Annotated in this window: 21 protein-coding genes; 1 reads left to right on the top strand and 20 read right to left on the bottom strand. The window is 60.2% G+C overall.

The window, feature by feature from the left end; translation table 11 throughout:
* Positions 1 to 18: 18 nt before the first annotated feature.
* From IB236_RS03040 to IB236_RS03020, 5 genes are all read right to left on the bottom strand, one after another.
* Positions 19 to 1020 (bottom strand): branched-chain amino acid ABC transporter permease, encoded by a 1002-nt coding sequence (locus tag IB236_RS03040; RefSeq protein ID WP_056747694.1) that lies wholly within the window; start codon positions 1018 to 1020, stop codon positions 19 to 21.
* A gap of 12 nt (positions 1021 to 1032) precedes the next feature.
* Positions 1033 to 1917 carry a branched-chain amino acid ABC transporter permease gene (locus IB236_RS03035; RefSeq protein ID WP_192418732.1) on the bottom strand — a complete coding sequence of 295 codons (885 nt, stop codon included), beginning with the start codon at positions 1915 to 1917 and terminating at the stop codon, positions 1033 to 1035.
* A gap of 98 nt (positions 1918 to 2015) precedes the next feature.
* The gene (locus IB236_RS03030) at positions 2016 to 3212 is read right to left on the bottom strand and encodes an ABC transporter substrate-binding protein (RefSeq protein ID WP_099729744.1); all 1197 of its coding nucleotides are present in this window, start codon (positions 3210 to 3212) and stop codon (positions 2016 to 2018) included.
* 59 nt (positions 3213 to 3271) lie between these two features.
* On the bottom strand, positions 3272 to 3985 hold the full coding sequence (locus tag IB236_RS03025) for an ABC transporter ATP-binding protein (protein WP_192418731.1): 714 nt from the start codon (positions 3983 to 3985) through the stop codon (positions 3272 to 3274).
* Positions 3985 to 4755, bottom strand: a complete 771-nt coding sequence (locus IB236_RS03020) for an ABC transporter ATP-binding protein (protein WP_015013285.1) — start codon at positions 4753 to 4755, stop codon at positions 3985 to 3987. The genes IB236_RS03025 and IB236_RS03020 overlap by 1 nt, the downstream gene beginning before the upstream one ends.
* Positions 4756 to 5131: 376 nt before the next feature.
* On the opposite strand from IB236_RS03020, the gene IB236_RS03015 reads away from it, so the two are divergent.
* A complete protein-coding gene (locus IB236_RS03015; protein ID WP_192418730.1) occupies positions 5132 to 6967 on the top strand; it encodes an ABC transporter transmembrane domain-containing protein in 1836 nt (611 codons plus the stop codon).
* A gap of 47 nt (positions 6968 to 7014) precedes the next feature.
* Here the strand turns inward: IB236_RS03015 and IB236_RS03010 are convergent, their stop codons facing one another.
* The 15 genes from IB236_RS03010 to IB236_RS02940 form a co-directional block, all read right to left on the bottom strand.
* Positions 7015 to 7497, bottom strand: a complete 483-nt coding sequence (locus IB236_RS03010) for a DUF1178 family protein (protein WP_192418729.1) — start codon at positions 7495 to 7497, stop codon at positions 7015 to 7017.
* Positions 7498 to 7673: 176 nt separating this feature from the next.
* Positions 7674 to 7979: a DUF2818 family protein gene (locus tag IB236_RS03005; RefSeq protein WP_056061582.1), complete on the bottom strand. Its 306-nt coding sequence runs from the start codon at positions 7977 to 7979 to the stop codon at positions 7674 to 7676.
* A 73-nt stretch (positions 7980 to 8052) separates the two neighbouring features.
* A complete protein-coding gene (gene nuoN / locus IB236_RS03000; RefSeq protein WP_056061579.1) occupies positions 8053 to 9546 on the bottom strand; it encodes an NADH-quinone oxidoreductase subunit NuoN in 1494 nt (497 codons plus the stop codon).
* Between the two features lie 29 nt (positions 9547 to 9575).
* Positions 9576 to 11051 carry an NADH-quinone oxidoreductase subunit M gene (locus IB236_RS02995; protein WP_192418728.1) on the bottom strand — a complete coding sequence of 492 codons (1476 nt, stop codon included), beginning with the start codon at positions 11049 to 11051 and terminating at the stop codon, positions 9576 to 9578.
* Positions 11052 to 11064: 13 nt separating this feature from the next.
* Positions 11065 to 13086 (bottom strand): NADH-quinone oxidoreductase subunit L, encoded by a 2022-nt coding sequence (gene nuoL, locus IB236_RS02990; RefSeq protein ID WP_192418726.1) that lies wholly within the window; start codon positions 13084 to 13086, stop codon positions 11065 to 11067.
* A 31-nt stretch (positions 13087 to 13117) separates the two neighbouring features.
* Positions 13118 to 13426 (bottom strand): NADH-quinone oxidoreductase subunit NuoK, encoded by a 309-nt coding sequence (nuoK, locus tag IB236_RS02985; protein WP_005793248.1) that lies wholly within the window; start codon positions 13424 to 13426, stop codon positions 13118 to 13120.
* Positions 13423 to 14088 (bottom strand): NADH-quinone oxidoreductase subunit J, encoded by a 666-nt coding sequence (locus tag IB236_RS02980; RefSeq protein ID WP_192418724.1) that lies wholly within the window; start codon positions 14086 to 14088, stop codon positions 13423 to 13425. Before IB236_RS02980 ends, nuoK begins: the two co-directional genes overlap by 4 nt.
* Positions 14089 to 14138: 50 nt before the next feature.
* Positions 14139 to 14651 carry an NADH-quinone oxidoreductase subunit NuoI gene (gene nuoI, locus IB236_RS02975; RefSeq protein ID WP_010463942.1) on the bottom strand — a complete coding sequence of 171 codons (513 nt, stop codon included), beginning with the start codon at positions 14649 to 14651 and terminating at the stop codon, positions 14139 to 14141.
* 12 nt (positions 14652 to 14663) lie between these two features.
* The gene (gene nuoH, locus IB236_RS02970; RefSeq protein WP_056646055.1) at positions 14664 to 15746 is read right to left on the bottom strand and encodes an NADH-quinone oxidoreductase subunit NuoH; all 1083 of its coding nucleotides are present in this window, start codon (positions 15744 to 15746) and stop codon (positions 14664 to 14666) included.
* Complete coding sequence (nuoG, locus tag IB236_RS02965) at positions 15743 to 17875, bottom strand: NADH-quinone oxidoreductase subunit NuoG (RefSeq protein WP_192418722.1); 2133 nt, start codon at positions 17873 to 17875, stop codon at positions 15743 to 15745. The genes nuoH and nuoG overlap by 4 nt, the downstream gene beginning before the upstream one ends.
* A 14-nt stretch (positions 17876 to 17889) precedes the next feature.
* On the bottom strand, positions 17890 to 19245 hold the full coding sequence (nuoF, locus tag IB236_RS02960) for an NADH-quinone oxidoreductase subunit NuoF (protein ID WP_056061561.1): 1356 nt from the start codon (positions 19243 to 19245) through the stop codon (positions 17890 to 17892).
* Positions 19245 to 19733 carry an NADH-quinone oxidoreductase subunit NuoE gene (gene nuoE, locus IB236_RS02955; RefSeq protein WP_192418720.1) on the bottom strand — a complete coding sequence of 163 codons (489 nt, stop codon included), beginning with the start codon at positions 19731 to 19733 and terminating at the stop codon, positions 19245 to 19247. The genes nuoF and nuoE overlap by 1 nt, the downstream gene beginning before the upstream one ends.
* Positions 19730 to 20983: an NADH-quinone oxidoreductase subunit D gene (locus IB236_RS02950; protein WP_056061550.1), complete on the bottom strand. Its 1254-nt coding sequence runs from the start codon at positions 20981 to 20983 to the stop codon at positions 19730 to 19732. Before IB236_RS02950 ends, nuoE begins: the two co-directional genes overlap by 4 nt.
* 27 nt (positions 20984 to 21010) lie before the next feature.
* Complete coding sequence (locus IB236_RS02945; RefSeq protein ID WP_108497213.1) at positions 21011 to 21619, bottom strand: NADH-quinone oxidoreductase subunit C; 609 nt, start codon at positions 21617 to 21619, stop codon at positions 21011 to 21013.
* Positions 21620 to 21629: 10 nt separating this feature from the next.
* Positions 21630 to 22109 (bottom strand): NADH-quinone oxidoreductase subunit B family protein, encoded by a 480-nt coding sequence (locus IB236_RS02940; RefSeq protein ID WP_007849129.1) that lies wholly within the window; start codon positions 22107 to 22109, stop codon positions 21630 to 21632.
* Between the last annotated feature and the right edge of the window lie 5 nt (positions 22110 to 22114).

Raw genomic sequence — 22114 nt, 5'->3', positions numbered from 1 at the left:
TCGGGCGGCGTCACCTCTTCAATGCTTGGCAGAGTTGCCTGCGCGGCGCTGCGCCAGCCAGGCAATGATCTCGCCCATGATGCCGCGGCGGAATGCCAGCACGCAGATCACGAAGATCAGGCCCGTGACCATGGTGACGGATTCGCCCAGGGTCTTGAACCATTCCACACTGGTCAAGGCGGCCAACAGGTTGCCGAATTCACCGATCTTGTTCTCCAGCAGCACCACCACGGCCGAGCCGATGAGCGGGCCCGACAGCGTGCCCAGGCCGCCTACCAGCGTCATCAGGATGACCTGGCCCGACGCGGTCCAGTGCACATCGGACAGCGTGGCAAAGCCGAGAACCAGGGTCTTGAGAGAGCCTGCCAGGCCCGCCAGAGCCGCCGACAACACAAAGGCCAGCAGCTTGAAGCGGTGCGTGTCATAGCCCAGCGAGATGGCGCGTGGCTCGTTCTCCTTGATGCCCTTGAGCACCTGGCCAAACGGCGAGTGGATGGTACGCACGATCAGCAAGAAGGCTGCGACCACGATGACCAGCGCGACGTAGTACATGACGAGGTCGCTTTGCAGATCGATCACGCCAAACAGCTTGCCGCGCGGCACACCCTGCAAGCCGTCCTCACCACCCGTGAAGGGTGCTTGGAGACAGGCAAAGAACAGCATCTGCGCCAACGCCAATGTAATCATGGAGAAGTAGATGCCCTGGCGGCGAATGGCCAGCCAGCCAAACAGCAAGCCCAGCAGCGCGCCACCAGCGGTGCCGAGCAACAGGCCCACTTCAGGCGTCAGGCCCCACACCTTGATGGCGTGGCCAGCCACATAGGCGGCGCCACCGAGGAAGGCCGCATGGCCAAAAGACAGCAGGCCGGTGTAACCGAGCAGCAGGTTGAACGCAGAAGCAAACAGTGCAAAGCACATAAGCTTCATCACGAAGACGGGATAGGCGCCGAGAAAAGGCGCGGCAATGAGGGCCAGCAACAGCAGGCCGTAACCAATGGTGGCAGTGTTCTTGGAATTCATGCTGGCGGCCCCTTATTTTTCTTTGCCGAACAGGCCGGCGGGGCGAATGAGAAGAACGATGACCATGATGACAAACACCACGGTGGAAGACGCTTCGGGGTAGAACACCTTGGTGAAACCTTCGATCACTCCCAGGCCCAGCCCGGTCAAGATGGAGCCCATGATGGAGCCCATGCCGCCAATCACCACCACGGCAAACACCACGATGATCAGGTTCTGGCCCATGAGCGGTGTGACCTGGTACACGGGGGCGGCCAGCACACCGGCAAAAGCGGCCAGTGCGGCACCAAAGGCGTAGGTCAGGGTCACCATCACCGGCACGTTGATGCCGAAGGCCTCCACCAGGCGCGGGTTTTCGGTACCGGCACGCAAATAGGCGCCGAGCTTGGTTTTTTCGATCACATACCAGGTGGCCAGACAGATCACCACCGACGCGACCACCACCCAAGCGCGGTAGTTGGGCATGATCATGAAGCCGAGATTGGTCGCGCCTTCCAGCAGTTCGGGTGTGTCGTAGCCCAGGCCCGACACGCCGTAGATGGAGCGGAACACGCCTTCGATCAGCAGGGTCAGGCCCAGCGTGAGCAGCAGCCCGTACAGGTGATCGAGTTTGTAGATCCAGCGCAGCAGCAAGCGCTCGATCAGCACCCCGAACAGCCCCACCGCAAGCGGCGCCAGCACCAGCATCAACCAGTAGTTGATGCCGAAGTAGTTCATGGCCATCCATGTCAGCAATGCCCCGGTCATGAACAGTGCACCGTGCGCAAAGTTGATGACGTTGAGCAGGCCGAAGATCACAGCCAGCCCCAGGCTGAGGATTGCGTAGAACGATCCGTTGACCAGCCCCAGAAGGAGCTGGCTCAACAGGCCGGGCAATGAGACACCAAAGATTTCCATGGGAGGCAGCAGCAGGTGGAGAGAGTTCAGGTCAGAGGACCACATCGGGCCCGGCGCCCCGCAGGGACCGCCAGGCCGGTGTGCGCCCTCTCAGGGGTTTACTTCCAGAGCGGGCACTTGCTCTCGGCCTTGGTGGTGAACACCGAGTCACCAGGCAGCTTCTTGATCAGCTTGTAGTAGTCCCAGGGCTTGGTGGACTCTGCGGGCTTCTTCACTTCCATCAGGTACATGTCGTGCACATAGCGGCCATCAGGACGAATCTGACCTGAGGCGAAGAAGTCATTCATCTTCATCTTGCGCCAGGTTTCCATGACCTTGTCGGCATCCACCGACTTGGCTGCTTCCACGGCCTTGAGGTAGTTCATGGTGGCTGAATAGTCAGCAGCTTGAATTTCACCAGGCATGCGCTTGGTTTTCTCGAAGAAGCGGGCAGAGAACTTGCGGGTCTCGTCGTTCAGGTCCCAGTACCAGCTGGTGGTGAACTGCAGGCCTTCGGTATTGCGCAGGCCCAGGCTGTGCACGTCGGAGATGAAGATCAGCAGGCCGGCGAGCTTCATGCTCTTGCCGATGCCGAACTCCTTGGCAGCCTTGATGGAGTTGATGGTGTCGCCACCCGCATTGGCCAGGCCCAGGATCTGCGCCTTGGAGTTCTGTGCCTGCAGCAGGAAGGACGAGAAGTCCGACGCGTTCAGCGGGTGGCGCACGGCACCCACCACATTGCCGCCCTTGGCCTTGACCACTGAGGTAGTGTCGGCCTCGAGCGCATGGCCGAAGGCATAGTCTGCCGTCAGGAAGTACCAGCTCTTGCCACCGCCATCCACAATGGCCGAGCCAGTGCCCTTGGCCAGCGCCACGGTGTCATACGCATAGTGGACGGTGTAAGGCGAGCACTGTTCGTTGGTCAATGCCGAACTGGCAGCGCCGTTGTTGATGTAGACGCGCTTCTTCTCGGCGGCTACCTTGGCAATGGCCAGTGCGGTGCCGGAGTTGGTGCCACCAAACACCATGGTCAGGCCCTGGGTGTCGATCCACTCGCGGGCCTTGGAGGCTGCGATGTCGGCCTTGTTCTGGTGGTCGGCGCTCATCAGTTCGATGGGCATGCCCAGCACCTTGCCGCCAAAGTCATCAATGGCCATCTGGATGGCGACCGCGCCGTTCTTGCCTTCCACGTCCGCGTACAGGCTGGACATGTCGGTGATGAAACCGATCTTGACCTTGTCCTGTGCGTGCGCGGCCGAGGTGGCCAAGCCTGCAACGCCCAGCATCAGTGCCAGCACTTTGAGTTGTTTCTTCATGGATTTGTCTCCTGTGGGTGTGGTGGAAGAAAGCGGTAGGGAAAGGGTGTGGGCGTGGCTCAGACGCCCAGCAGTTCGTTGAGCACAGGCATCTTGGCTTCCAGCTCGGCAGCGCCGAACTTCTCCACGATGCGGCCGTGCTCCATCACGTAGAACCGGTCGGCCAGCGGTGCGGCAAAACGGAAGTTCTGCTCAACCATGACCACGGTGTAGCCCTTCTGGCGCAGCATGGTGATCATGCGGGCCAGGGCCTGCACAATGACGGGCGCCAGGCCTTCGGAGATTTCATCGAGCAGCAGCAGGTTGGCGCCGGTGCGCAGGATGCGGGCCACGGCCAGCATCTGCTGTTCACCGCCCGACAGGCGCGTGCCCTGGCTGTTCCTGCGCTCGGCCAGGTTGGGGAACATGGCGTAGATCTCCTGCACCGACATGCCCGGCGTGCCCGTCTTGAGGGCGGGTGGCAGCAGCAGGTTTTCTTCGCACGACAGGCTGGAGAAGATGCCACGCTCTTCGGGGCAGTAGCCCACGCCCAGGTGCGCAATACGGTGCGTGGGCATGTTCACGGTTTCCACGCCGTTGATCTTGACCGAACCCTTGCGCGCACCGGTCAGCCCCATGATGGCGCGCATGGTGGTGGTGCGGCCTGCGCCGTTGCGGCCCAGCAGCGTGACCACCTCGCCCGGCTGGACGACGATGTCCACGCCGTGCAGCACATGCGACTCGCCGTACCAGGCTTCGAGGTTCTTGATTTCGAGTGCGGGAGCGCCAGCCATCAGTGCGCTCCCTGCAGTTGGCCGTCGGTCGTGCCCATGTAGGCTTCCATGACTTGGGGGTTGTTGGAGACTTCTGCGTAGGGGCCTTCGGCCAGCACGGCGCCGCGCTGCAGCACCGTGATGCGGTCAGCGATGGTGGAGACCACCTTCATGTTGTGTTCCACCATCAGGATGGTGCGGCCTGCCGAGACCTTCTTGATGAGCTGGGTAACGCGGTCCACGTCTTCGTGGCCCATGCCCTGCGTGGGCTCGTCCAGCAGCATCAACTCGGGCTCCATGGACAGCGTGGTCGCGATCTCCAGTGCGCGCTTGCGGCCGTAGGGCAGGTTCACGGTCACTTCATCGGCCAGGTCTTCCAGCCCCACCTCGGTCAGCAGTTGCATGGCTCGGTCGTCCAGTTGCCGCAGGGTGCGCTCGCTGCGCCAAAAGTGGAACGAGGTGCCCAGCTTGCGCTGCAGGCCCAGGCGTACGTTCTCGATGAGTGTCAGGTGCGGGAACACGGCCGAGATCTGGAACGAGCGGATCACTCCACGGCGCGCAATCTGTGCGGGCTGCTCTCGCGTGATGTCGTGTCCGTTGAAGCGGATGACACCCGAGGTCGGCTCCAGGAACTTGGTGAGCAGGTTGAAGCACGTGGTCTTGCCCGCACCATTGGGACCGATCAGCGCATGGATGGAGCCGCGCCGAACGGCCAGGTTCACATCGCTGACGGCGGTGAAGCCCTTGAACTCTTTGGTCAGGCTGTTGGTTTCAAGAATGACGTCGCTCATTGCGCCTTGGCCGCTCCGTAGGGTGCTGAAATGAGGAGCCTTGCGACAAGGTCTCCAGGTGGTTGGATCGCAACGCATCGTATGTCTCCCTACCCCGCAGTAGATACTGGGACTAATGCCTATGTATAAATGCCTACGTACCCGCCCTGAGGGCGCGCGGCGCTGGGGATGTACGGGCGTGGGCAGCGCGCCAGTGCTCAATCTGGCGCAGTAACGGGGACAGAAGCCCACACGCGGTGGCAGTGCAGCGCCACGCCCCTCACTGACTTTTTGCTGACAGGCCTTGGTATTCACCACCGTGGGCACCACCTACAGCGAGAGAGAGGCTGTGCCTGCTCCTTCTGCAGCGCCCGGCTGCGCCGCCTACACTGCCACGATGCCCTCCCCCTCCTCCTCCACGCCCACCCGCGGTGCGCCCCGGTCGCTCACGGGACTGCTGCCCTTTTTGCGCCCTTATCGGGCGCGCATTGCACTGTCGCTGGTGTTCCTGGTGCTGGCGGCATTGGCCACACTGGCGTTTCCCATGGCACTGCGCCATCTCATCGATGGAGGCCTGGTCTCTGCAACGGGTGACCGGGGAGCGCAGGCCATGGCCCTTCGCGGGCATTTTGAAGAGCTGTTTGCGGTGGCCATGGCACTGGGCGGGTTTTCAGCCGCGCGCTTTTATATGGTGAGCTGGCTGGGCGAGCGCGTCACCGCTGACCTGCGCAACGCCGTTTACAGCCATGTGCTGCAGCAAAGCCCCCAGTTCTTCGAAACCACCCAAACCGGCGAGGTGCTGTCGCGGCTGACGTCGGACACGACGCTGGTGCAGACCGTGGTCGGCTCGTCGCTGTCCATGGGGCTACGCAATGCGGTCCTGGGCCTGGGTGCCCTGGTCATGCTGGTGTGGACGAATCCCTATGTGATGTCGGTGGTACTGCTGGCCGTCGTACTGGTGGTGCTGCCCACTATGTGGATCGGTCGCAGGGTGCGCCGATTGTCACGCGACAGCCAGGACCGCGTGGCCGACTCCAGCGCCATCGCGGCCGAAGTGCTCAACGCTATCCCCGTGGTGCAGAGCTATACCGCTGAGCCACGCGAGGCCTCAAGGTTTGCGCGGGCCACGGAAGACGCCTTTCGCGCGGCGGTCAAGCGCACCAAGGCACGCGCCTTGCTCGTTGCCTTCATCATCATCGCCAACGCGGCCCTTCTGCTGTGGGGGTTGTACCGGGGTACAGAAGCCGTGCTGGCCGGGCAGATGAGTGCGGGCCACCTGGGCCAGACCGTGGTGTACGTGATTCTGCTGGCGAGCGCGGTGGCAGTACTGGGCGAAGTGTACGGAGACCTGCTGCGTGCTGCCGGTGCCACCGAGCGCTTGATGGAGTTGCTGTCCAGCCAATCCCCGGTGGCGAACCCAGCAATACCCAAGCGGCTGCCCACTTCGGATCAGGGGCTGGAGGTGCAGTTTGACAACGTGCAGTTTCACTACCCGTCGCGCCCGGATCAGCCCGCGCTGCAGAACTTCTCTCTGCACCTGTCACCCGGAGAGACTGTGGCACTGGTGGGCGCCAGCGGGGCAGGCAAGACCACGGTGTTTCAGTTGCTGCAGCGCTTTTATGACGTGGATAGGGGCAGGGAGGCGGGTGCTCAGGGTTCACCAGAGGGACGCATCCTGTTGAACGGTGTGGACATCCGCGATCTGAGCTTGGACACACTGCGCGCCCATACGGGCACCGTGCCTCAGGATGCCGTGATTTTCTCCGCCTCGGCCATGGACAACGTCCGCTATGGCCGTCCGGATGCCTCCGACGAAGAGGTCATGGCGGCCACCCGGGCTGCCTTTGCGCATGACTTCATCGCAGCGCTGCCCGAGGGCTACCACACGTTTCTGGGCGAACGGGGTGTACGCCTGTCGGGCGGCCAACGCCAGCGCATCGCCATTGCCCGAGCCATGCTCAAAAATCCGCCCCTGTTGCTGTTGGACGAGGCCACCAGCGCACTGGATGCAGAAAGTGAGCGCATGGTGCAGGCCGCGCTGGACATCGCCATGCAGCGCCACACTGGCAGAAGGACCACGCTGGTGATCGCCCACCGCCTGGCCACGGTACAAAATGCCGACCGCATCGTGGTGCTGGACCACGGTCAGATCGTGGAGCAAGGCACCCACAGCGCATTGATGGCACAAGGTGGGGTGTATGCGCGCCTGGCTGCACTGCAGTTCACCAGTTGATCCCGGCACCATTCCGCAAGGTCTACCCCCAGGACCGGGTGCAGTGGCTACTGCAGGGTTTCCTTGACTGCCGCTGGCAACGGCATGACGGCAATGCCCTCATCCAGCAGCTGCAACGCCTCCTGCGCGGTGGCCTGGCCACGAATGGCCCGATCCTGAACCTCGCCGTGGTGCATGCGCCTGGCTTCATCGGCAAACCGGGAGCCTACATCTTCGGTATTCGCGACGACCTTGCGGGCCAGCTCCAGCCACGCTGCCTGTAGCGCCGGGGGAAGCGTCGATGCCTCGACCTGCGCGCTGGAAACAGCATGTGAAACAGAAGTTGTGCCGGACGGTGCCGCCGCAGCTGCGGCGGGCTCGCGGGCGCCCAGATTCAGGCGCGGCGCGCTCAGCCGCTTGTCGATATGGACGTCTGCGCACAAAGGGCACTGCACCACCCCGCGCTGCTTCTGGCTCTGAAAGTCATCTTCAGAACCAAACCAGCCTTCAAACACATGGCCGTGCTGACATTGGAGATCCAGTACCTTCATAAGATGCATCGTACGCTGGTGAGCGCAATCCCATGATTGGCGCTACCAGGCACATCAACGTCCAGGTGCAGAGTTGTGTTCAGAAGTGCTCCACCCCATCTGCCGGCCTACAGCTGGCAACGGGGAAGTGCCCTCAAGGCTTTGTCGAATGGCTCTGCCCGGAACCGACCGCTGCTTCAGCCGTGGCGCCGCAGCAGATACCGATAGACAAACCCGGGGAAGGCCAGCGTGAGAAACATGGTGCCGGTGATGGCGTAAAACTCCCAGCCCTGAGGTGCAATTTGGCCTGCACGACGCTCCAACAACAGAGCCATCCCGCCCACCAAGAAGTACAAAACGATCAGTTCGGCCATGCGCCCGACCAGAGGCTTGCCGTTGGCGACGGAGGGGCCCACCACCAGCCAGCGCTGATTGACGAAGGGCAGATTGGCGGCAATCAAAGCCGCCACAATCACAAGCCAAACCGAACCGGTAAGTGACACAGAGGAACTGATCGAGGCAGCAAATTGGGAATGGGAGCAGTAGCCCGCGCGGCGTGTGCGCGCAGGCTACCGATCAGGTCGCCAGTGCGCGGACCACGGCGTCGGCACACAGGGCCATCAAACCGCCTGGCAGCAAGCCCAACACCAGCACCAAAGCGCCGTTGATGGTCAGCACCACGCGCACATCGGCGGGCGCCGATACATTGGTAGCGGTCAAGGGTGCGTCGAAATACATGACCTTCACCACCCGCAGGTAGTAGAACGCACCGATCAGCGACATGATCACGGCAAACACAGCCATCGCCATGTAGATGGTCTGCCCCGAAGCGATCAGGGCTTGAAGAACCGCCAGCTTGGCATAGAAGCCCACCAGAGGAGGAATACCTGCCATGGAGAACAGGCAGACAGCCATCACGCCAGCGTACAGGGGGCTCCGCTGATTGAGGCCTGCGAAATCGGAAATCTCTTCGCTCTCAAAACCTTCCCGGGCCAGCAGCAGGATCACACCAAAGGCAGCCAGCGTGGTCAACACATAGGTGATGACGTAGAACATCGAGGCGCTGTAGGCGTTCTCCACCGCAGTGGCGTCCACGTTGCCATTGATGACCCCGGACATCAGGCCCAGCAGCACAAAGCCCATCTGGGAGATGGTGGAGTAGGCCAGCATGCGCTTGAGGTTGGTCTGCGCAATGGCTGCCAGGTTACCCACGAGCAAAGAACCAATCGCCAACACGGCCAGCATCTGTTGCCAGTCGATAGCCAGCGGCAGCAGACCATCCACCAGCAAACGGATGGTGATGGCAAATGCAGCCAGCTTGGGCGCACCACCAATCATCAGCGTCACTGCAGTGGGTGCGCCCTGGTAGACATCGGGAATCCACATGTGGAAGGGCACCACCCCCAACTTGAAGGCCAGACCGGCTACCACAAACACCAAGCCGAACACCAGCACCTGATGCTTGATCTGACCGGAATTGACTGCCTTGAACACTTGGCCAATATCCAGCGAGCCCGTGGCACCGTACACCATGGACAACCCATACAGCAGGAAGCCACTGGCCATGGCGCCCAGCACAAAATACTTCATGGCCGCTTCTGTAGCAGTAGCGTTGTCGCGACGCAATGCCACCAGGGCATAGCTGGACAGCGTGAGCAATTCAAGCCCCAGGTAGATCACCAGGAAGTTGTTGCCCGAGATCATGATGAACATGCCGAGCAAAGCGAACATGGACAGCGTGAAGAGCTCGCCCCCCCGCAACATGTCGCGGTCGGCAGCATAGGGGCGGCCATACACCAGAGTGACCATCATGGCCACGGTGGCAAAACACTTGAGCCAATTGCCCATGGCGTCACTCACCACCATGTTGCCAAAACCGTAGAAGGTATTGCCGCTGCTGGCATACATGGCCTGCAGGGCAGCCACCACGGCCAGCGTGAGCATGGTCAGCACGTAGGTGCTGGTGCGACGAGGGCTGTGTACGCCCAGATCAACCAGCGCAATCACGCAGGCCATCGTCAACAGCACAATTTCGGGGTAAATCGCTAGCCAGCTGATGTTGTCAATCATCTCGAATCTCTCAGTTCAGTCTGGTCTGTTCAGTTCAGCTTGGTCTGCGCGACATGCTTGAGCAGTTCTGCCACCGAGGTGTCCATCACGTCGGTGAACGGACGGGGGTAGAGGCCCATGGCCAGCACCGCGATGCCCAGCACAGCAAGCACCAGGAACTCGCGGCTGTCGATGTCCGTCAAGCCCTTGACGTTGTCATTGCCCACGGGGCCCAGGTACACACGCTTGAACATCCACAGGGTGTAAGCAGCACCAAAAATCAGCGCAGTGGCGGCAGCCAGACCGATCCAGAAATTGGCCTTGACGGCACCCAGGATCACCATCCACTCACCCACAAAACCGGCCGTACCCGGCAGACCGCAGTTGGCCATGGCAAACAGCAGGGCAAACGCCGTGAAGTTCGGCATGGTGTTGACCACGCCACCATAGGCGGCGATTTCACGGGAGTGCACGCGGTCGTACAAGACACCGATGGACAAGAACATCGCACCGGACACAAAACCGTGCGCAATCATCTGGACAATACCGCCGGACACGCCCAGGTCGTTGAAGATGAAAAAGCCCAAGGTCACAAAGCCCATGTGCGCCACCGACGAGTAAGCCACCAGCTTCTTCATGTCCTTCTGGACCATGGCCACCAGGCCCACATAGATCACGGCGATCAGCGACAAGGCAATCATCAGCCAAGCCCACTGGCGTGCAGCGTCAGGAGCGATTGGCAGTGAAAACCGCAGAAAACCGTAGGCACCCAGTTTCAGCATGATGGCGGCCAGCACTGCTGAACCGCCCGTAGGCGCCTCCACGTGCACATCGGGCAGCCAGGTGTGGACGGGCCACATGGGAACCTTCACAGCAAAGGCGGCAAAGAATGCGAAGAACAGCAGGGTCTGTGCACGTCCGCTCAACGGCAGCTGATGCCAGGTCGCAATGTCAAAGCTGCCACCCGACTGGTTGTACAGGTAGATCAGCGCGATGAGCATCAACAGCGACCCGAGCAGCGTATACAGGAAGAACTTGAACGCTGCGTAGATCTTATTGGGGCCGCCCCAGATGCCGATGATCAGATACATCGGGATCAGCGTTGCCTCGAAGAACACATAGAACAGAATGCCGTCGAGTGCGCTGAACACACCGATCATGAGCCCCGAAAGGATCAGGAAAGCGCCCATGTACTGGTTCACGCGCTCCGTGATCGACTCCCAGGAAGCAATCACCACAATGACGGTGATGAATGCTGTCAGCGGCACGAACCAGAAGGAAATGCCGTCCACCCCAAGGTGGTAGTGGACGTTGAAGCGCTCGATCCAGTCAGCCTTCTCCACAAACTGCATGGCTGCTGTACCCAGCTTGAAGCCATCGTACAAAGGCAGCGTGACCAGGAAGCCGATCAGCGCGCCGACGAGCGCCAGCCAGCGCACGGCACGCGCGTGATCATCGCGCCCGATGGCGAGCAACAGCACGCCAAACGCAATCGGTGTCCAGATTGCAAGACTCAACAGACCCATTTTTATTCTTCTCCTACTTGTTGAGCCAGACGAAATACGTCATGAGCACAAAAACACCCAGGATCATGACCAGCGCATAGTGGTAGATGAAGCCCGACTGCACCCAACGCACAGCACCAGCCACCCACCGCACCAGCTTCCAGGACCCATTGACCAGGGCGCCATCGATCACAGCCTGATCCCCACCCTTCCAGAGACCCACGCCCAGCGCACGTGCACCACGGGCCAGAATGTTCTCGTTGATCCAGTCGAGGTAGTACTTGTTTTCAAGCAATGTGTAGATGGGCTGTACGCGCGTCTTGATCGCCGTGGGCAACGCAGGATTGACCATGTACATGTAGTACGACAGCGCCACACCTGCCAATGCGAGCCAGAACGGTGCCGTCTGCAGACCATGCAATGCCATGGCCCAGGCGCTGTGGAAATGCTCCGCCATGTGTGCCATGGAAGGATGCTTGGTCGCATCCACAAAAATGACATCCTTGAAGAAGTCCCCAAACAGCATGGGCTGGATGAACAGGAAACCCACCACCACTGAAGGAATGGCCAACAGCACCAGAGGCACCGTCACCACCCAGGGAGATTCGTGCGGTTCGTGGTGATCATCGTGGCCGTGGCCATGGTGATCGTCGTGGTGGGCATCCGGATTCTGGTCGTAACGCTCCTTGCCATGGAAGACCAGGAAGTACATGCGAAAGGAATAGAACGCCGTGATGAACACACCCGCGAGCACTGCGAAATGTGCAAAACCGGCTGCTGGCAGATGGCTGAAGTGCACCGCCTCAATGATGCTGTCCTTGGAATAGAAACCCGAGAACAGCGGCGTGCCGATCAGGGCCATAGAACCCAGCAGCGAGGTGATCCAGGTGATGGGCATGTACTTGCGCACACCGCCCATCCAGCGGATGTCCTGGTTGTGGTGCATGCCCATGATGACCGAGCCTGCGCCCAGGAACAACAAGGCTTTGAAGAACGCATGGGTCATCAGGTGGAACACAGCCACCGAGTACGCCGAGGCGCCAAGCGCTACTGTCATGTAGCCGAGCTGCGAGAGCGTCGAGTACGCCACCACACGCTTGATGTCGTTCTGGATGATGCCAAGGAAACCCATGAACAATGCTGTGATGGCACCAATCACCAGGATGAAGTTGAGCGCGGTGTCCGACAGCTCGAACAGAGGCGACATGCGCGACACCATGAAGATACCGGCGGTCACCATGGTGGCAGCGTGGATCAGCGCGGAGATGGGAGTCGGCCCCTCCATCGAATCAGGCAGCCAGACGTGCAGGGGAAACTGCGCTGACTTGCCCATAGCGCCGATGAACAGGCAGATGCAGATCACCGTGACGAGCATCCAGCTGGTGCCGGGGAACGACAGAGAGCCCAGTTCACCCGCCTTGGCGAAGATCTCGCCATAGTTCAAGGTGCCGGTATACGCTGCGATCAGGCCAATGCCCAGAATGAAGCCGAAGTCGCCGACACGGTTGACCAGAAACGCCTTCATGTTGGCGAAGATGGCAGAAGGCTTGTTGAACCAGAACCCGATGAGCAGGTAGGACACCAGACCCACCGCCTCCCAACCAAAGAACAGCTGCAGCAGGTTGTTGCTCATGACGAGCATGAGCATGGAGAAAGTGAACAGCGAAATGTAGGCAAAGAAGCGGTTGTAGCCCTCGTCTTCTTCCATGTAGCCAATGGTGTAGATGTGAACCATCAGCGACACAAAGGTCACCACCACCATCATCATCGCCGTGAGGCTGTCGATCAGGAAGCCCACTTCCATCTTCAAGCCACCCACCACCATCCAGGTGTACAGGGTTTCATTGAACCGGGCACCATCGAGTGCCACGCTCTTGAGCGTCATCGCCGAGAGGATGAAAGCAACCAGCACCCCGAGGATGGTCAGGGTATGGCTCAGGCGACGACCAATCCAGTTACCACCGAAGGTCGTACCGAAGACGCCGGCCAGTAAGGCGCCTGCCAGCGGTGCCAACGGCACTGCCAGGAGGGTTGAAGCAGAGAGGGTTTGACTCATTCTTGAGAACCTTGGGAATACTCGCGACCCATCAACCCTTGAGGGTGTTGAGGTCTTCCGCGTTGATACTGGATTTGTTGCGGAACAGCAGCACCAGGATGGCCAGGCCAATCGCCGATTCAGCGGCTGCCACGGTCAGGATAAAGAACACGAACACTTGGCCGTGCATGTCTCCCAGGTAGTGGGAGAACGCCACGAAGTTCATGTTCACGGCCAGCAGCATGAGCTCGATCGCCATCAGCAGCACGATCAGGTTCTTGCGGTTCAGGAAGATGCCGATCACAGCGAGCGCAAACAGCATGGCGCCCAGCGACAAAAAGTGGCCCAGTGTCAACGTCATGCTTTTTTCTCCTCGGCAGCAGCTTGCGCAGGCTCTTCAGCAGGCTTTTGGGTGGCGGTCACCTTGACCACCGCCAGACGATCGGCCGCACGCACTCGGATCTGCATTGAAGGATTGATGGCCTTGCTGTCCTTGCGCTGACGCAGGGTCAGTGCGATGGCAGCCACCATGGCCACCAGCAAAATGACTGCTGCGATCTCAACGGGATACAGATACTGGGTGTACAGCAGCTTGCCCAAGGCCTTGGTGTTGGAGTACGGGACCACATGACCAGCGGCATCGACCATGGCTGCGACGGCCTTGGGCTCTTCCATGCCGCGGAATCCCCCCATCAACACAGCCGCCATTTCCAGGGCGATGAGTGCCCCAATGAATGCCGCCAACGGGAAATGCTTCCAGAACCCCTTGCGTACGGTATCGATGTGGATGTCCAGCATCATCACCACGAACAGGAAGAGCACCATGACCGCGCCCAGGTACACCAGCACCAGCGCAATTGCCAGGAACTCTGCCTTGAGCAACAGCCAGACAGCCGCCGCCTGCGAGAACGCAAGGATGAGATACAGCACTGCATGCACAGGGTTGCGTGCAGTGATCACCCGGAAGGCTGCAAACAGCAGCACCACCGAGAAGAGATAGAAGAAACCAGTCTTGGCGTCCATGAATCGGGTCTTTATAGAAAGTCTGGCAAAGAGGCTGAACCCCGTACCGTTCAGCGGTACTTGGCGTCTGCAGCCTTGGCTGCCGCAATTTCACCTTCGTACCGGTCGCCCACGGCCAAGAGCATGTCCTTCGTGAAATACAGGTCACCACGCTTTTCGCCGTGGTATTCAAAGATGTGTGTCTCGACAATCGAATCGACTGGGCAGCTCTCTTCGCAGAACCCGCAAAAGATGCACTTGGTCAGGTCGATGTCATAGCGCGTGGTGCGACGCGAACCATCTGCACGCACATCCGATTCGATGGTGATGGCCATCGCAGGGCATACGGCTTCGCACAGCTTGCAAGCGATGCAACGCTCCTCGCCGTTGTCATAACGGCGCAGTGCATGCAGGCCACGGAAGCGTGGCGACAAAGGCGTCTTCTCTTCGGGAAACTGCACGGTCACCTTACGGCGAAACGCGTAGCGGCCAGTCAGGGCCATCCCCTTGAGCAACTCCACGAGCATGAAGCTCTTGAAGAAATCCTTGAACGAAAAAGGTGCAGCAGCAGCAACAGCAGTCATTTGTGTCCCCGCTTATTTCCAGATATTCCAAGGCGAGAGCAACCACCCGCCAACAATCAACAAGTACACCAGCGTGACCGGAATGAAGATCTTCCAGCCCAGACGCATGATCTGGTCGTACCGGAACCGCGGGAAGGTAGCCCGGATCCAGATGAACATGGATACCACAAGGAAGGTCTTGAGACCCAGCCAGATCCAGCCTGGAATCCAGTTGAACACCGCGCTATCAATGGGAGACAGCCAGCCGCCCAGGAACATGAGAGCCGCCAGGATGGACACGAGCCACATGCTGGCGTACTCGGCCAGGAAGAAGATCGCGAAGCCCATACCGGAGTACTCGACCATGTGGCCGGCCACGATTTCTGCCTCGCCTTCCACCACGTCGAAGGGATGGCGGTTGGTTTCTGCCACGCCGGAGATCAGGTACACAAGGAAGATCGGCAGCAGGGGCAGCCAATTCCAGGACAGGAACGTCAGGCCCTTGTCTGCGGCCATGCCCCGCCCCTGACCCAGTACGATTTCCGTCAGGTTCATACTGCCCGACACCATGATCACGACGAGGAAACAAAAGCCCATCGCGATTTCGTAGCTCACCATCTGTGCCGAGGCCCGCAGTGCACCCAAGAATGCGTACTTGGAGTTGGAAGCCCAGCCTGCAATGATCACGCCATAGACTTCGATGGAAGTGATGGCCATCACCAACAACAGACCAGCATTCACATTCGCCAAGGCCACATCGGGGCCGAAAGGAATGGCCACCCAGGCAGCAAGGGCCGGCATGATGGCCATGACGGGCCCGAGAACAAACAGGCCCTTGCTGGCTGCCGTAGGCTGGATGATTTCCTTGGTCAGCAGCTTCAGTGCGTCAGCAATGGGCTGCAGCAGCCCCATCGGCCCCACGCGGTTGGGACCGTGGCGCACTTGCATGAAGCCCAGCAGCTTGCGCTCCCACAACGTGAGGTAAGCCACGGCACCCATGAGCGGCGCCAGGATGCAGACGATCTTGATCAGGATCCAGAGCACTGGCCAGACGATGCCGGTCCACCACCCAAAGGAGAGCAGGTTCAGGCCCGCGTTGTAGATCGCGTCGATCATGCGGCCACTCCTTCGCGTGCCATGCGTGCGTCGGCAGTGAGTTGCAGCGACGTAGAACGGCGCACCAAGCCGTCCAGTTGATAGATGGATGCCACGACCGGATCACCAGCTGCAGCCGTTGCGGCTGGCGACGCCTTCACTGCATTCGACAACTGTGCGGCGGGCACCTGCGTAACGGCACCGGCAGCGGCGTTCGTCGCACGGGCCAGAACATCCTGGGAGGTCTCAAAGTCGAAGCCTGGCACACCCAACAGGTTGGCCAGCACGCGCAGAACCTTCCAAGCGGGACGGGTATCGCCCAGAGGGCGCACCACGGCGTGGAAACCCTGTATGCGTCCCTCGGCGTTGACAAAGCTGCCCGAAGTTTCCGTGAACGGAGCAATTGGCAACAAAACGTCACTGAACTCCATGTTGGCCTTGAAGGGGCTCAACGTGACCACCATTTCTGCACCAGCAAGAGCAGTTGCAGCTTGAGCACCCGTCGCAGAATCATGGACGGGCTCGGTGTTCAGCAGCACCGCCGCCTTCAAACCACCGGAGAGCATTTGAGCCGCATTCAGTCCACCGTTGACAGGGTGAGCGCCCGCAAACTGCGCGCCCACCGTATTGGCGGCCTCTGTCAGGTAGCCCACCGTTGCACCAGTGTTCTCTGCAATCCAGTTGGCCCATGCAAGCAACTGCGTAGCTTGCGCGTGGTGCGCCGCCGCATTGCCCAGCAACACCGCCTTGCGCTCCCCGCCCAGCAGCGAGCGGGCGATGGCCTGGGCGGCCTCGTTGGCCGCGCTGGCACCTTGCGGAGCGGGAATGCCCTTTTCATGGGCGATGGCGGAAGCAATGCCTCCGAGCATCTCGACCCACTGGACGGCACCTTGTGCCACAAATGTCTGCACCGGCATGGCCCAGTCATGGGATACCGAAGCGATGGCACTGACCTGGCAGCCATGGCGGGCCGCCTGACGGATGCGCTGCGCAAACAACGGATGGTCCTTGCGCAGGTTGGAACCCACGACCAGCACACGCTGGAGCGTGGACAACGAAGCGATGGACGTACCGAGCCAGCGAATACCTTCGGGAGCAGCGAACTCGGCGTTGCGCAGACGATAGTCGATGTTGTCGCTACCAAGACCGCGCACCAGGGCGCTGGCCAGATACAACTCTTCCAACGTACTGTGAGGACTCACCAGCGCACCAATGCTGGCAGCGCCGTGGTCGTTCTTGATGTTCTTGAGGCCATTGGCCACGTATTCCAACGCAGTCTGCCAGTCGACTTCCTTCCACACCCCGCCCTGCTTGAGCATGGGCTGGGTCAGGCGGTCGTCACCGTTGAGCGATTCATAGGAGAAACGGTCGCGGTCGGCAATCCAGCATTCGTTAACAGCCTCGTTTTCAAACGGGACAACGCGCATGACCTTGTGGTTCTTGACCTGAACAATCAGGTTAGCGCCGGTGGAGTCATGTGGACTCACCGAGCGGCGGCGCGACAGTTCCCAGGTGCGGGCGCTGTAACGGAAAGGCTTGCTGGTCAATGCACCCACGGGGCAGATGTCGATCATGTTGCCCGACAGTTCGGAGTCCACCGTGTCGCCGGTGACCGTGGTGATTTCCGAATGCTCGCCACGATGGATCATGCCGAGTTCCATCACGCCCGCCACTTCCTGGCCGAAGCGCACGCAACGGGTGCAGTGGATGCAGCGGCTCATCTCCTCCATGGAGATCAGCGGGCCCACGTCCTTGTGGAACACCACGCGCTTTTCTTCCTCGTACCGCGAGGAGGAGCCACCGTAGCCCACGGCCAGATCCTGCAACTGGCACTCGCCGCCCTGGTCGCAGATGGGGCAGTCCAGAGGGTGGTTGATGAGCAGAAACTCCATGACCGACTGCTGCGCCTTGATGGCTTTGTCGCTCTTGGTACGCACGATCATGCCCTGCGTGACCGGCGTGGCGCAGGCTGGCATGGGCTTGGGAGCCTTCTCCACGTCCACCAGGCACATGCGGCAGTTGGCGGCGATCGAAAGCTTCTTGTGGTAGCAGAAATGCGGAATGTAAGTGCCAGCCTTTTCAGCCGCATGCATCACCATGCAGCCCTCGGCGACTTCCACTTTCTGACCGTCCAGTTCAATTTCAACCATATGTTTTCTCGCGATCAGACGGAAGTCGCGGCTTGTGGAGCCTTGTTCCGGATCAGTGCCTCAAACTCGGGACGGAAGTGTTTGATCATGGCGCGCACAGGCATGGCGGCAGCATCACCCAGCGCACAGATGGTGCGGCCCTGGATGTTGTCCGCCACCGAATTGAGCAGATCCAGGTCACCCTCACGACCCTGGCCATGCTGGATGCGATCGATCACGCGCCACATCCATCCCGTGCCTTCACGGCAGGGCGTGCACTGGCCGCAGGATTCATGCGAATAGAAATACGACAGGCGCAGCAGACTTTCGACCATGCTCCGGGAATCGTCCATGACGATCACGGCACCAGAGCCCAGCATGGAGCCAGCCTTGGCGATGGAGTCGTAGTCCATCGTGCATTCCATGATGACGGATGCAGGCAAGACAGGGGCCGATGAACCACCAGGAATCACCGCCTTGAGTTGACGGCCTTTGCGCACGCCACCGGCCAGTTCCAGCAGCTTGGCAAATGGGGTACCCAACGGCACCTCATAGTTGCCTGGCTTTTCGACGTCACCAGACACCGAGAAAATCTTGGTGCCGCCGTTGTTGGGCTTGCCGCACTCCAGATAAGCCGCACCGCCATTGCGGATGATCCAAGGCACAGCCGCAAAGGTTTCCGTGTTGTTGATGGTGGTGGGCTTGCCATACAGGCCAAAGCTGGCCGGAAACGGTGGCTTGAAACGGGGTTGCCCCTTTTTGCCTTCCAGCGATTCGAGCAATGCAGTTTCTTCACCGCAAATGTAGGCACCAAAACCGTGGGCTGCGTGCAGCTGAAAGCTGAAACTGCTGCCCAGGATGTTGTCGCCCAGATAACCTGCTGCCCGCGCTTCTTCCAGAGCGGCTTCAAACCGTTCGTAGGTCTGGAAGATCTCGCCATGGATGTAGTTGTAGCCCACCGAGATGCCCATCGCATAGGCTGCGATGATCATGCCTTCGATGACGATGTGCGGGTTGAACTGCAGGATGTCACGATCCTTGCAAGTACCAGGCTCACCCTCATCGGAATTGCACACCAGATATTTTTGGCCTGGGAACGAGCGGGGCATGAAGCTCCACTTGAGACCCGTAGGAAAGCCTGCACCACCCCGGCCACGCAAGCCAGACTCCTTGACAGTGGCAATGACCTGATCCTGCGTCAGGCCCTCTTCACCATCCTTGCCCAGGATACGACGCAGCGCCTGATAGCCACCACGCGCTTCGTAGTCCTTGATGCTCCAGTTGCTGCCATTCAGGCCCACATAGATTTGGGGGTTGATATGGCGGTCATGGAAACAGGTCTGAACGCCCGTAGCCTGGAACTGGGAGAGTATTTGTGCTGCCGTGGTCATCACTGGCCCTCCGCGGCCCGCAGGCCGTCAACGAGCTGGTCGAGCTTGTCGTTGTCCATGAAGCTGCACATCGTGCGATCGTTCACCAGCATCACAGGCGCATCAGCGCAAGCACCCAGGCATTCGCATTGCTGCAGAGTGAACAGGCCGTCAGGTGTGGTCTCGCCCATCGAAACACCCAGCTTCTTTTCCAGGTGATGCAGCGCATTTTGCCCGTCGCGCAACTGGCAGGGTAAATTGGTGCACACGTTGAGCTTGTACTTGCCCACCGGTTGCTGGTTGTACATGTTGTAGAAGGTCGTGACTTCGTGCACGGCGATCTGCGCCATGCCCAGATAGTCGGCGATCACTGCCTCGCTCTCGGCGCTGACATAGCCCTGCTCTTGCTGAACGATGGACAAGCACGCCATCACCGCAGACTGCTTCTGGTCTGCGGGGTACTTGGCCACTTCGCGCGCAAACCGCGCCTTGGTCGCTTCGGTAATCATCGGTCAATCTCTCCGAACACGATATCCATGGTGCCAATGATGGCGACAGCATCCGCGATCATGTGTCCACGCGCCATTTCGTCGAGCGTGGCCAGATGCGCAAAACCCGGTGCCCGGATCTTGAGGCGGTAAGGCTTGTTGGCACCATCGCTCACCAGGTAGATACCGAACTCGCCCTTGGGGTGCTCCACAGCCGCGTAAGCCTCGCCTTCGGGGACGTGGAAGCCTTCCGTGAAGAGCTTGAAATGGTGGATCAGCTCTTCCATGTTCGATTTCATGGATTCACGCGCAGGCGCGGCAACCTTGTGATTGTCGGTGATCACCGGGCCGGGGTTGGCCTTGAGCCAGTCCACGCATTGCTTGATGATGCGATTGGACTCGCGCATCTCCTGCACACGCACCAGGTAGCGGTCGTAGCAGTCGCCGGTCTTGCCCACTGGCACATCGAAATCCACACGGTCGTATACGTCGTATGGCTGGGTCTTGCGCAGGTCCCAGGCGATACCGGAGCCACGGAGCATGGGGCCGGTCATACCCAGATTCAGGGCTCGCTCGGGGGGCACCACGCCGATGCCTACCGTTCGCTGCTTCCAGATGCGGTTGTCTGTGAGCAGTGTTTCGTATTCGTCCACACAGCCTGGGAAACGCTGGGTGAAATCGTCGATGAAGTCCAGCAGAGACCCTTGACGATTCTGGTTCAACGCCTCCAGCGCCTTGGCATTCTTGATCTTGCTGACCTTGTACTGCGGCATGCTGTCGGGCAGATCGCGGTAGACGCCGCCCGGACGGAAATAGGCCGCATGCATGCGCGCGCCAGAAACCGCCTCGTACATGTCGAACAGGTCTTCCCGCTCGCGGAAGGTGTAGATCAGGATGGTGGAGCTGCCGCAGTCGTTACCGTGCGAGCCCAACCACATGAGGTGGTTCAGCAAGCGCGTGATCTCGGAGAACATCACGCGGATGTACTGCGCGCGCACCGGCACTTCCAGGCCCAGCAGCTTCTCGATGGCAAGGCAGTAGGCGTGCTCGTTGCACATCATCGACACGTAGTCCAGCCGGTCCATGTAGGGCAGTGACTGGATGTAGGTCTTGTGCTCGGCCAGCTTCTCGGTGGCGCGATGGAGCAGACCGATATGCGGGTCAGCGCGTTGCACAACCTCGCCGTCCAGCTCCAGCACCAGGCGCAACACACCGTGCGCCGCAGGGTGCTGCGGACCAAAGTTCAGGGAGTAGTTCTTGATTTCAGCCATGATGGATCACATGAGGCGCGAGGCGGCTCAGTGCAGGCCTCCGTACTTGTCTTCGCGGATGATGCGGGGCGTGATTTCCCGCGGCTCGATGGACACGGGTTCATACACGACACGGCGCTGCTCGGCGTCGTAACGCATTTCGACATGTCCAGACAAGGGGAAATCCTTGCGGAAAGGGTGCCCGATAAATCCGTAGTCCGTGAGAATGCGGCGCAGGTCGTTATGACCATCAAACACGATGCCAAACAGATCGAAGGCTTCGCGTTCGTACCAGTTGGCTGCATTCCACAACTCGGCTACCGAAGCAACAACCGGGAAATCATCGTCTTGGCAGAACACCTTCACGCGCACTCGCTGGTTGAGGCTGACCGACAACAAGTGCGACACCACACAGTAGCGTGCACCCTCGTGGGCTGCATCGCCATATGCAGAATAGTCCACACCGCACAAATCGATCAGCTGCTCGAAACGGCAACCTTCCGAGTCGCGCAGCAAGCGCATCGCATCCAGATAGTCCGCAGCAGCGACCACCAGGGTGACCTCATCGAGAGCGACCGAAATCTGGCGCACTTTGGCACCCAGCGCCGCAGAGATATTCTCTTTAAGCTTCTCAGGCCGAATGGCAACAGCTGTCATCATCAACCCTTCAGACACGAGCAATGGTGTTGGTGCGGCGGATCTTCTGCTGCAGCTGGATGATCCCGTAGATCAGAGCTTCTGCCGTCGGAGGGCAACCTGGCACATAAACATCCACCGGCACGATGCGGTCACAACCGCGCACCACCGAATAGCTGTAGTGGTAATAACCACCACCATTGGCACACGAACCCATCGACAAGACCCAGCGCGGCTCGGACATCTGGTCGTACACCTTGCGCAGTGCGGGGGCCATCTTGTTGCACAGCGTGCCCGCCACGATCATCAGGTCGGACTGACGAGGGCTGGCACGGAACACTTCCGCACCAAAACGACCGATGTCATACCGGGCCGCCGCAGCGTGCATCATCTCCACAGCACAGCAAGCCAGACCAAACGTCATCGGCCACAGAGAACCGGTCTTGGCCCAGTTCACCACGGAGTCGTAACTCGTGGTGATGAAGCCTTCCTTCATCACGCCTTCAATCATTGCAT

The sequence above is a fragment of the Acidovorax sp. ACV02 genome (assembly GCF_014851475.1).
GTDB lineage: Bacteria > Pseudomonadota > Gammaproteobacteria > Burkholderiales > Burkholderiaceae_C > Acidovorax > Acidovorax delafieldii.
The sequence above is the reverse complement of the archived record's forward strand: the minus strand, read 5'-3'. Positions and strand labels throughout refer to the sequence as shown.

Coding starts and splice junctions, on each gene's coding strand:
- nuoH (WP_056646055.1), bottom strand. CDS start 15,746: ATGATCGACGCGATCTACAACGCGGGCCTGAACCTGCTCTCCTTTGGG.
- IB236_RS03030 (WP_099729744.1), bottom strand. CDS start 3,212: ATGAAGAAACAACTCAAAGTGCTGGCACTGATGCTGGGCGTTGCAGGC.
- IB236_RS02940 (WP_007849129.1), bottom strand. CDS start 22,109: ATGATTGAAGGCGTGATGAAGGAAGGCTTCATCACCACGAGTTACGAC.
- IB236_RS03020 (WP_015013285.1), bottom strand. CDS start 4,755: ATGAGCGACGTCATTCTTGAAACCAACAGCCTGACCAAAGAGTTCAAG.
- IB236_RS03035 (WP_192418732.1), bottom strand. CDS start 1,917: ATGGAAATCTTTGGTGTCTCATTGCCCGGCCTGTTGAGCCAGCTCCTT.
- nuoG (WP_192418722.1), bottom strand. CDS start 17,875: ATGGTTGAAATTGAACTGGACGGTCAGAAAGTGGAAGTCGCCGAGGGC.
- IB236_RS02980 (WP_192418724.1), bottom strand. CDS start 14,088: ATGGACGCCAAGACTGGTTTCTTCTATCTCTTCTCGGTGGTGCTGCTG.
- nuoL (WP_192418726.1), bottom strand. CDS start 13,086: ATGAGTCAAACCCTCTCTGCTTCAACCCTCCTGGCAGTGCCGTTGGCA.
- IB236_RS02995 (WP_192418728.1), bottom strand. CDS start 11,051: ATGGGTCTGTTGAGTCTTGCAATCTGGACACCGATTGCGTTTGGCGTG.
- IB236_RS02950 (WP_056061550.1), bottom strand. CDS start 20,983: ATGGCTGAAATCAAGAACTACTCCCTGAACTTTGGTCCGCAGCACCCT.
- IB236_RS03025 (WP_192418731.1), bottom strand. CDS start 3,985: ATGGCTGGCGCTCCCGCACTCGAAATCAAGAACCTCGAAGCCTGGTAC.
- IB236_RS03015 (WP_192418730.1), top strand. CDS start 5,132: ATGCCCTCCCCCTCCTCCTCCACGCCCACCCGCGGTGCGCCCCGGTCG.
- nuoF (WP_056061561.1), bottom strand. CDS start 19,245: ATGACCACGGCAGCACAAATACTCTCCCAGTTCCAGGCTACGGGCGTT.
- nuoE (WP_192418720.1), bottom strand. CDS start 19,733: ATGATTACCGAAGCGACCAAGGCGCGGTTTGCGCGCGAAGTGGCCAAG.
- IB236_RS03040 (WP_056747694.1), bottom strand. CDS start 1,020: ATGAATTCCAAGAACACTGCCACCATTGGTTACGGCCTGCTGTTGCTG.
- nuoN (WP_056061579.1), bottom strand. CDS start 9,546: ATGATTGACAACATCAGCTGGCTAGCGATTTACCCCGAAATTGTGCTG.
- IB236_RS02945 (WP_108497213.1), bottom strand. CDS start 21,619: ATGACAGCTGTTGCCATTCGGCCTGAGAAGCTTAAAGAGAATATCTCT.
- IB236_RS03010 (WP_192418729.1), bottom strand. CDS start 7,497: ATGAAGGTACTGGATCTCCAATGTCAGCACGGCCATGTGTTTGAAGGC.
- nuoI (WP_010463942.1), bottom strand. CDS start 14,651: ATGACTGCTGTTGCTGCTGCTGCACCTTTTTCGTTCAAGGATTTCTTC.
- nuoK (WP_005793248.1), bottom strand. CDS start 13,426: ATGACGTTGACACTGGGCCACTTTTTGTCGCTGGGCGCCATGCTGTTT.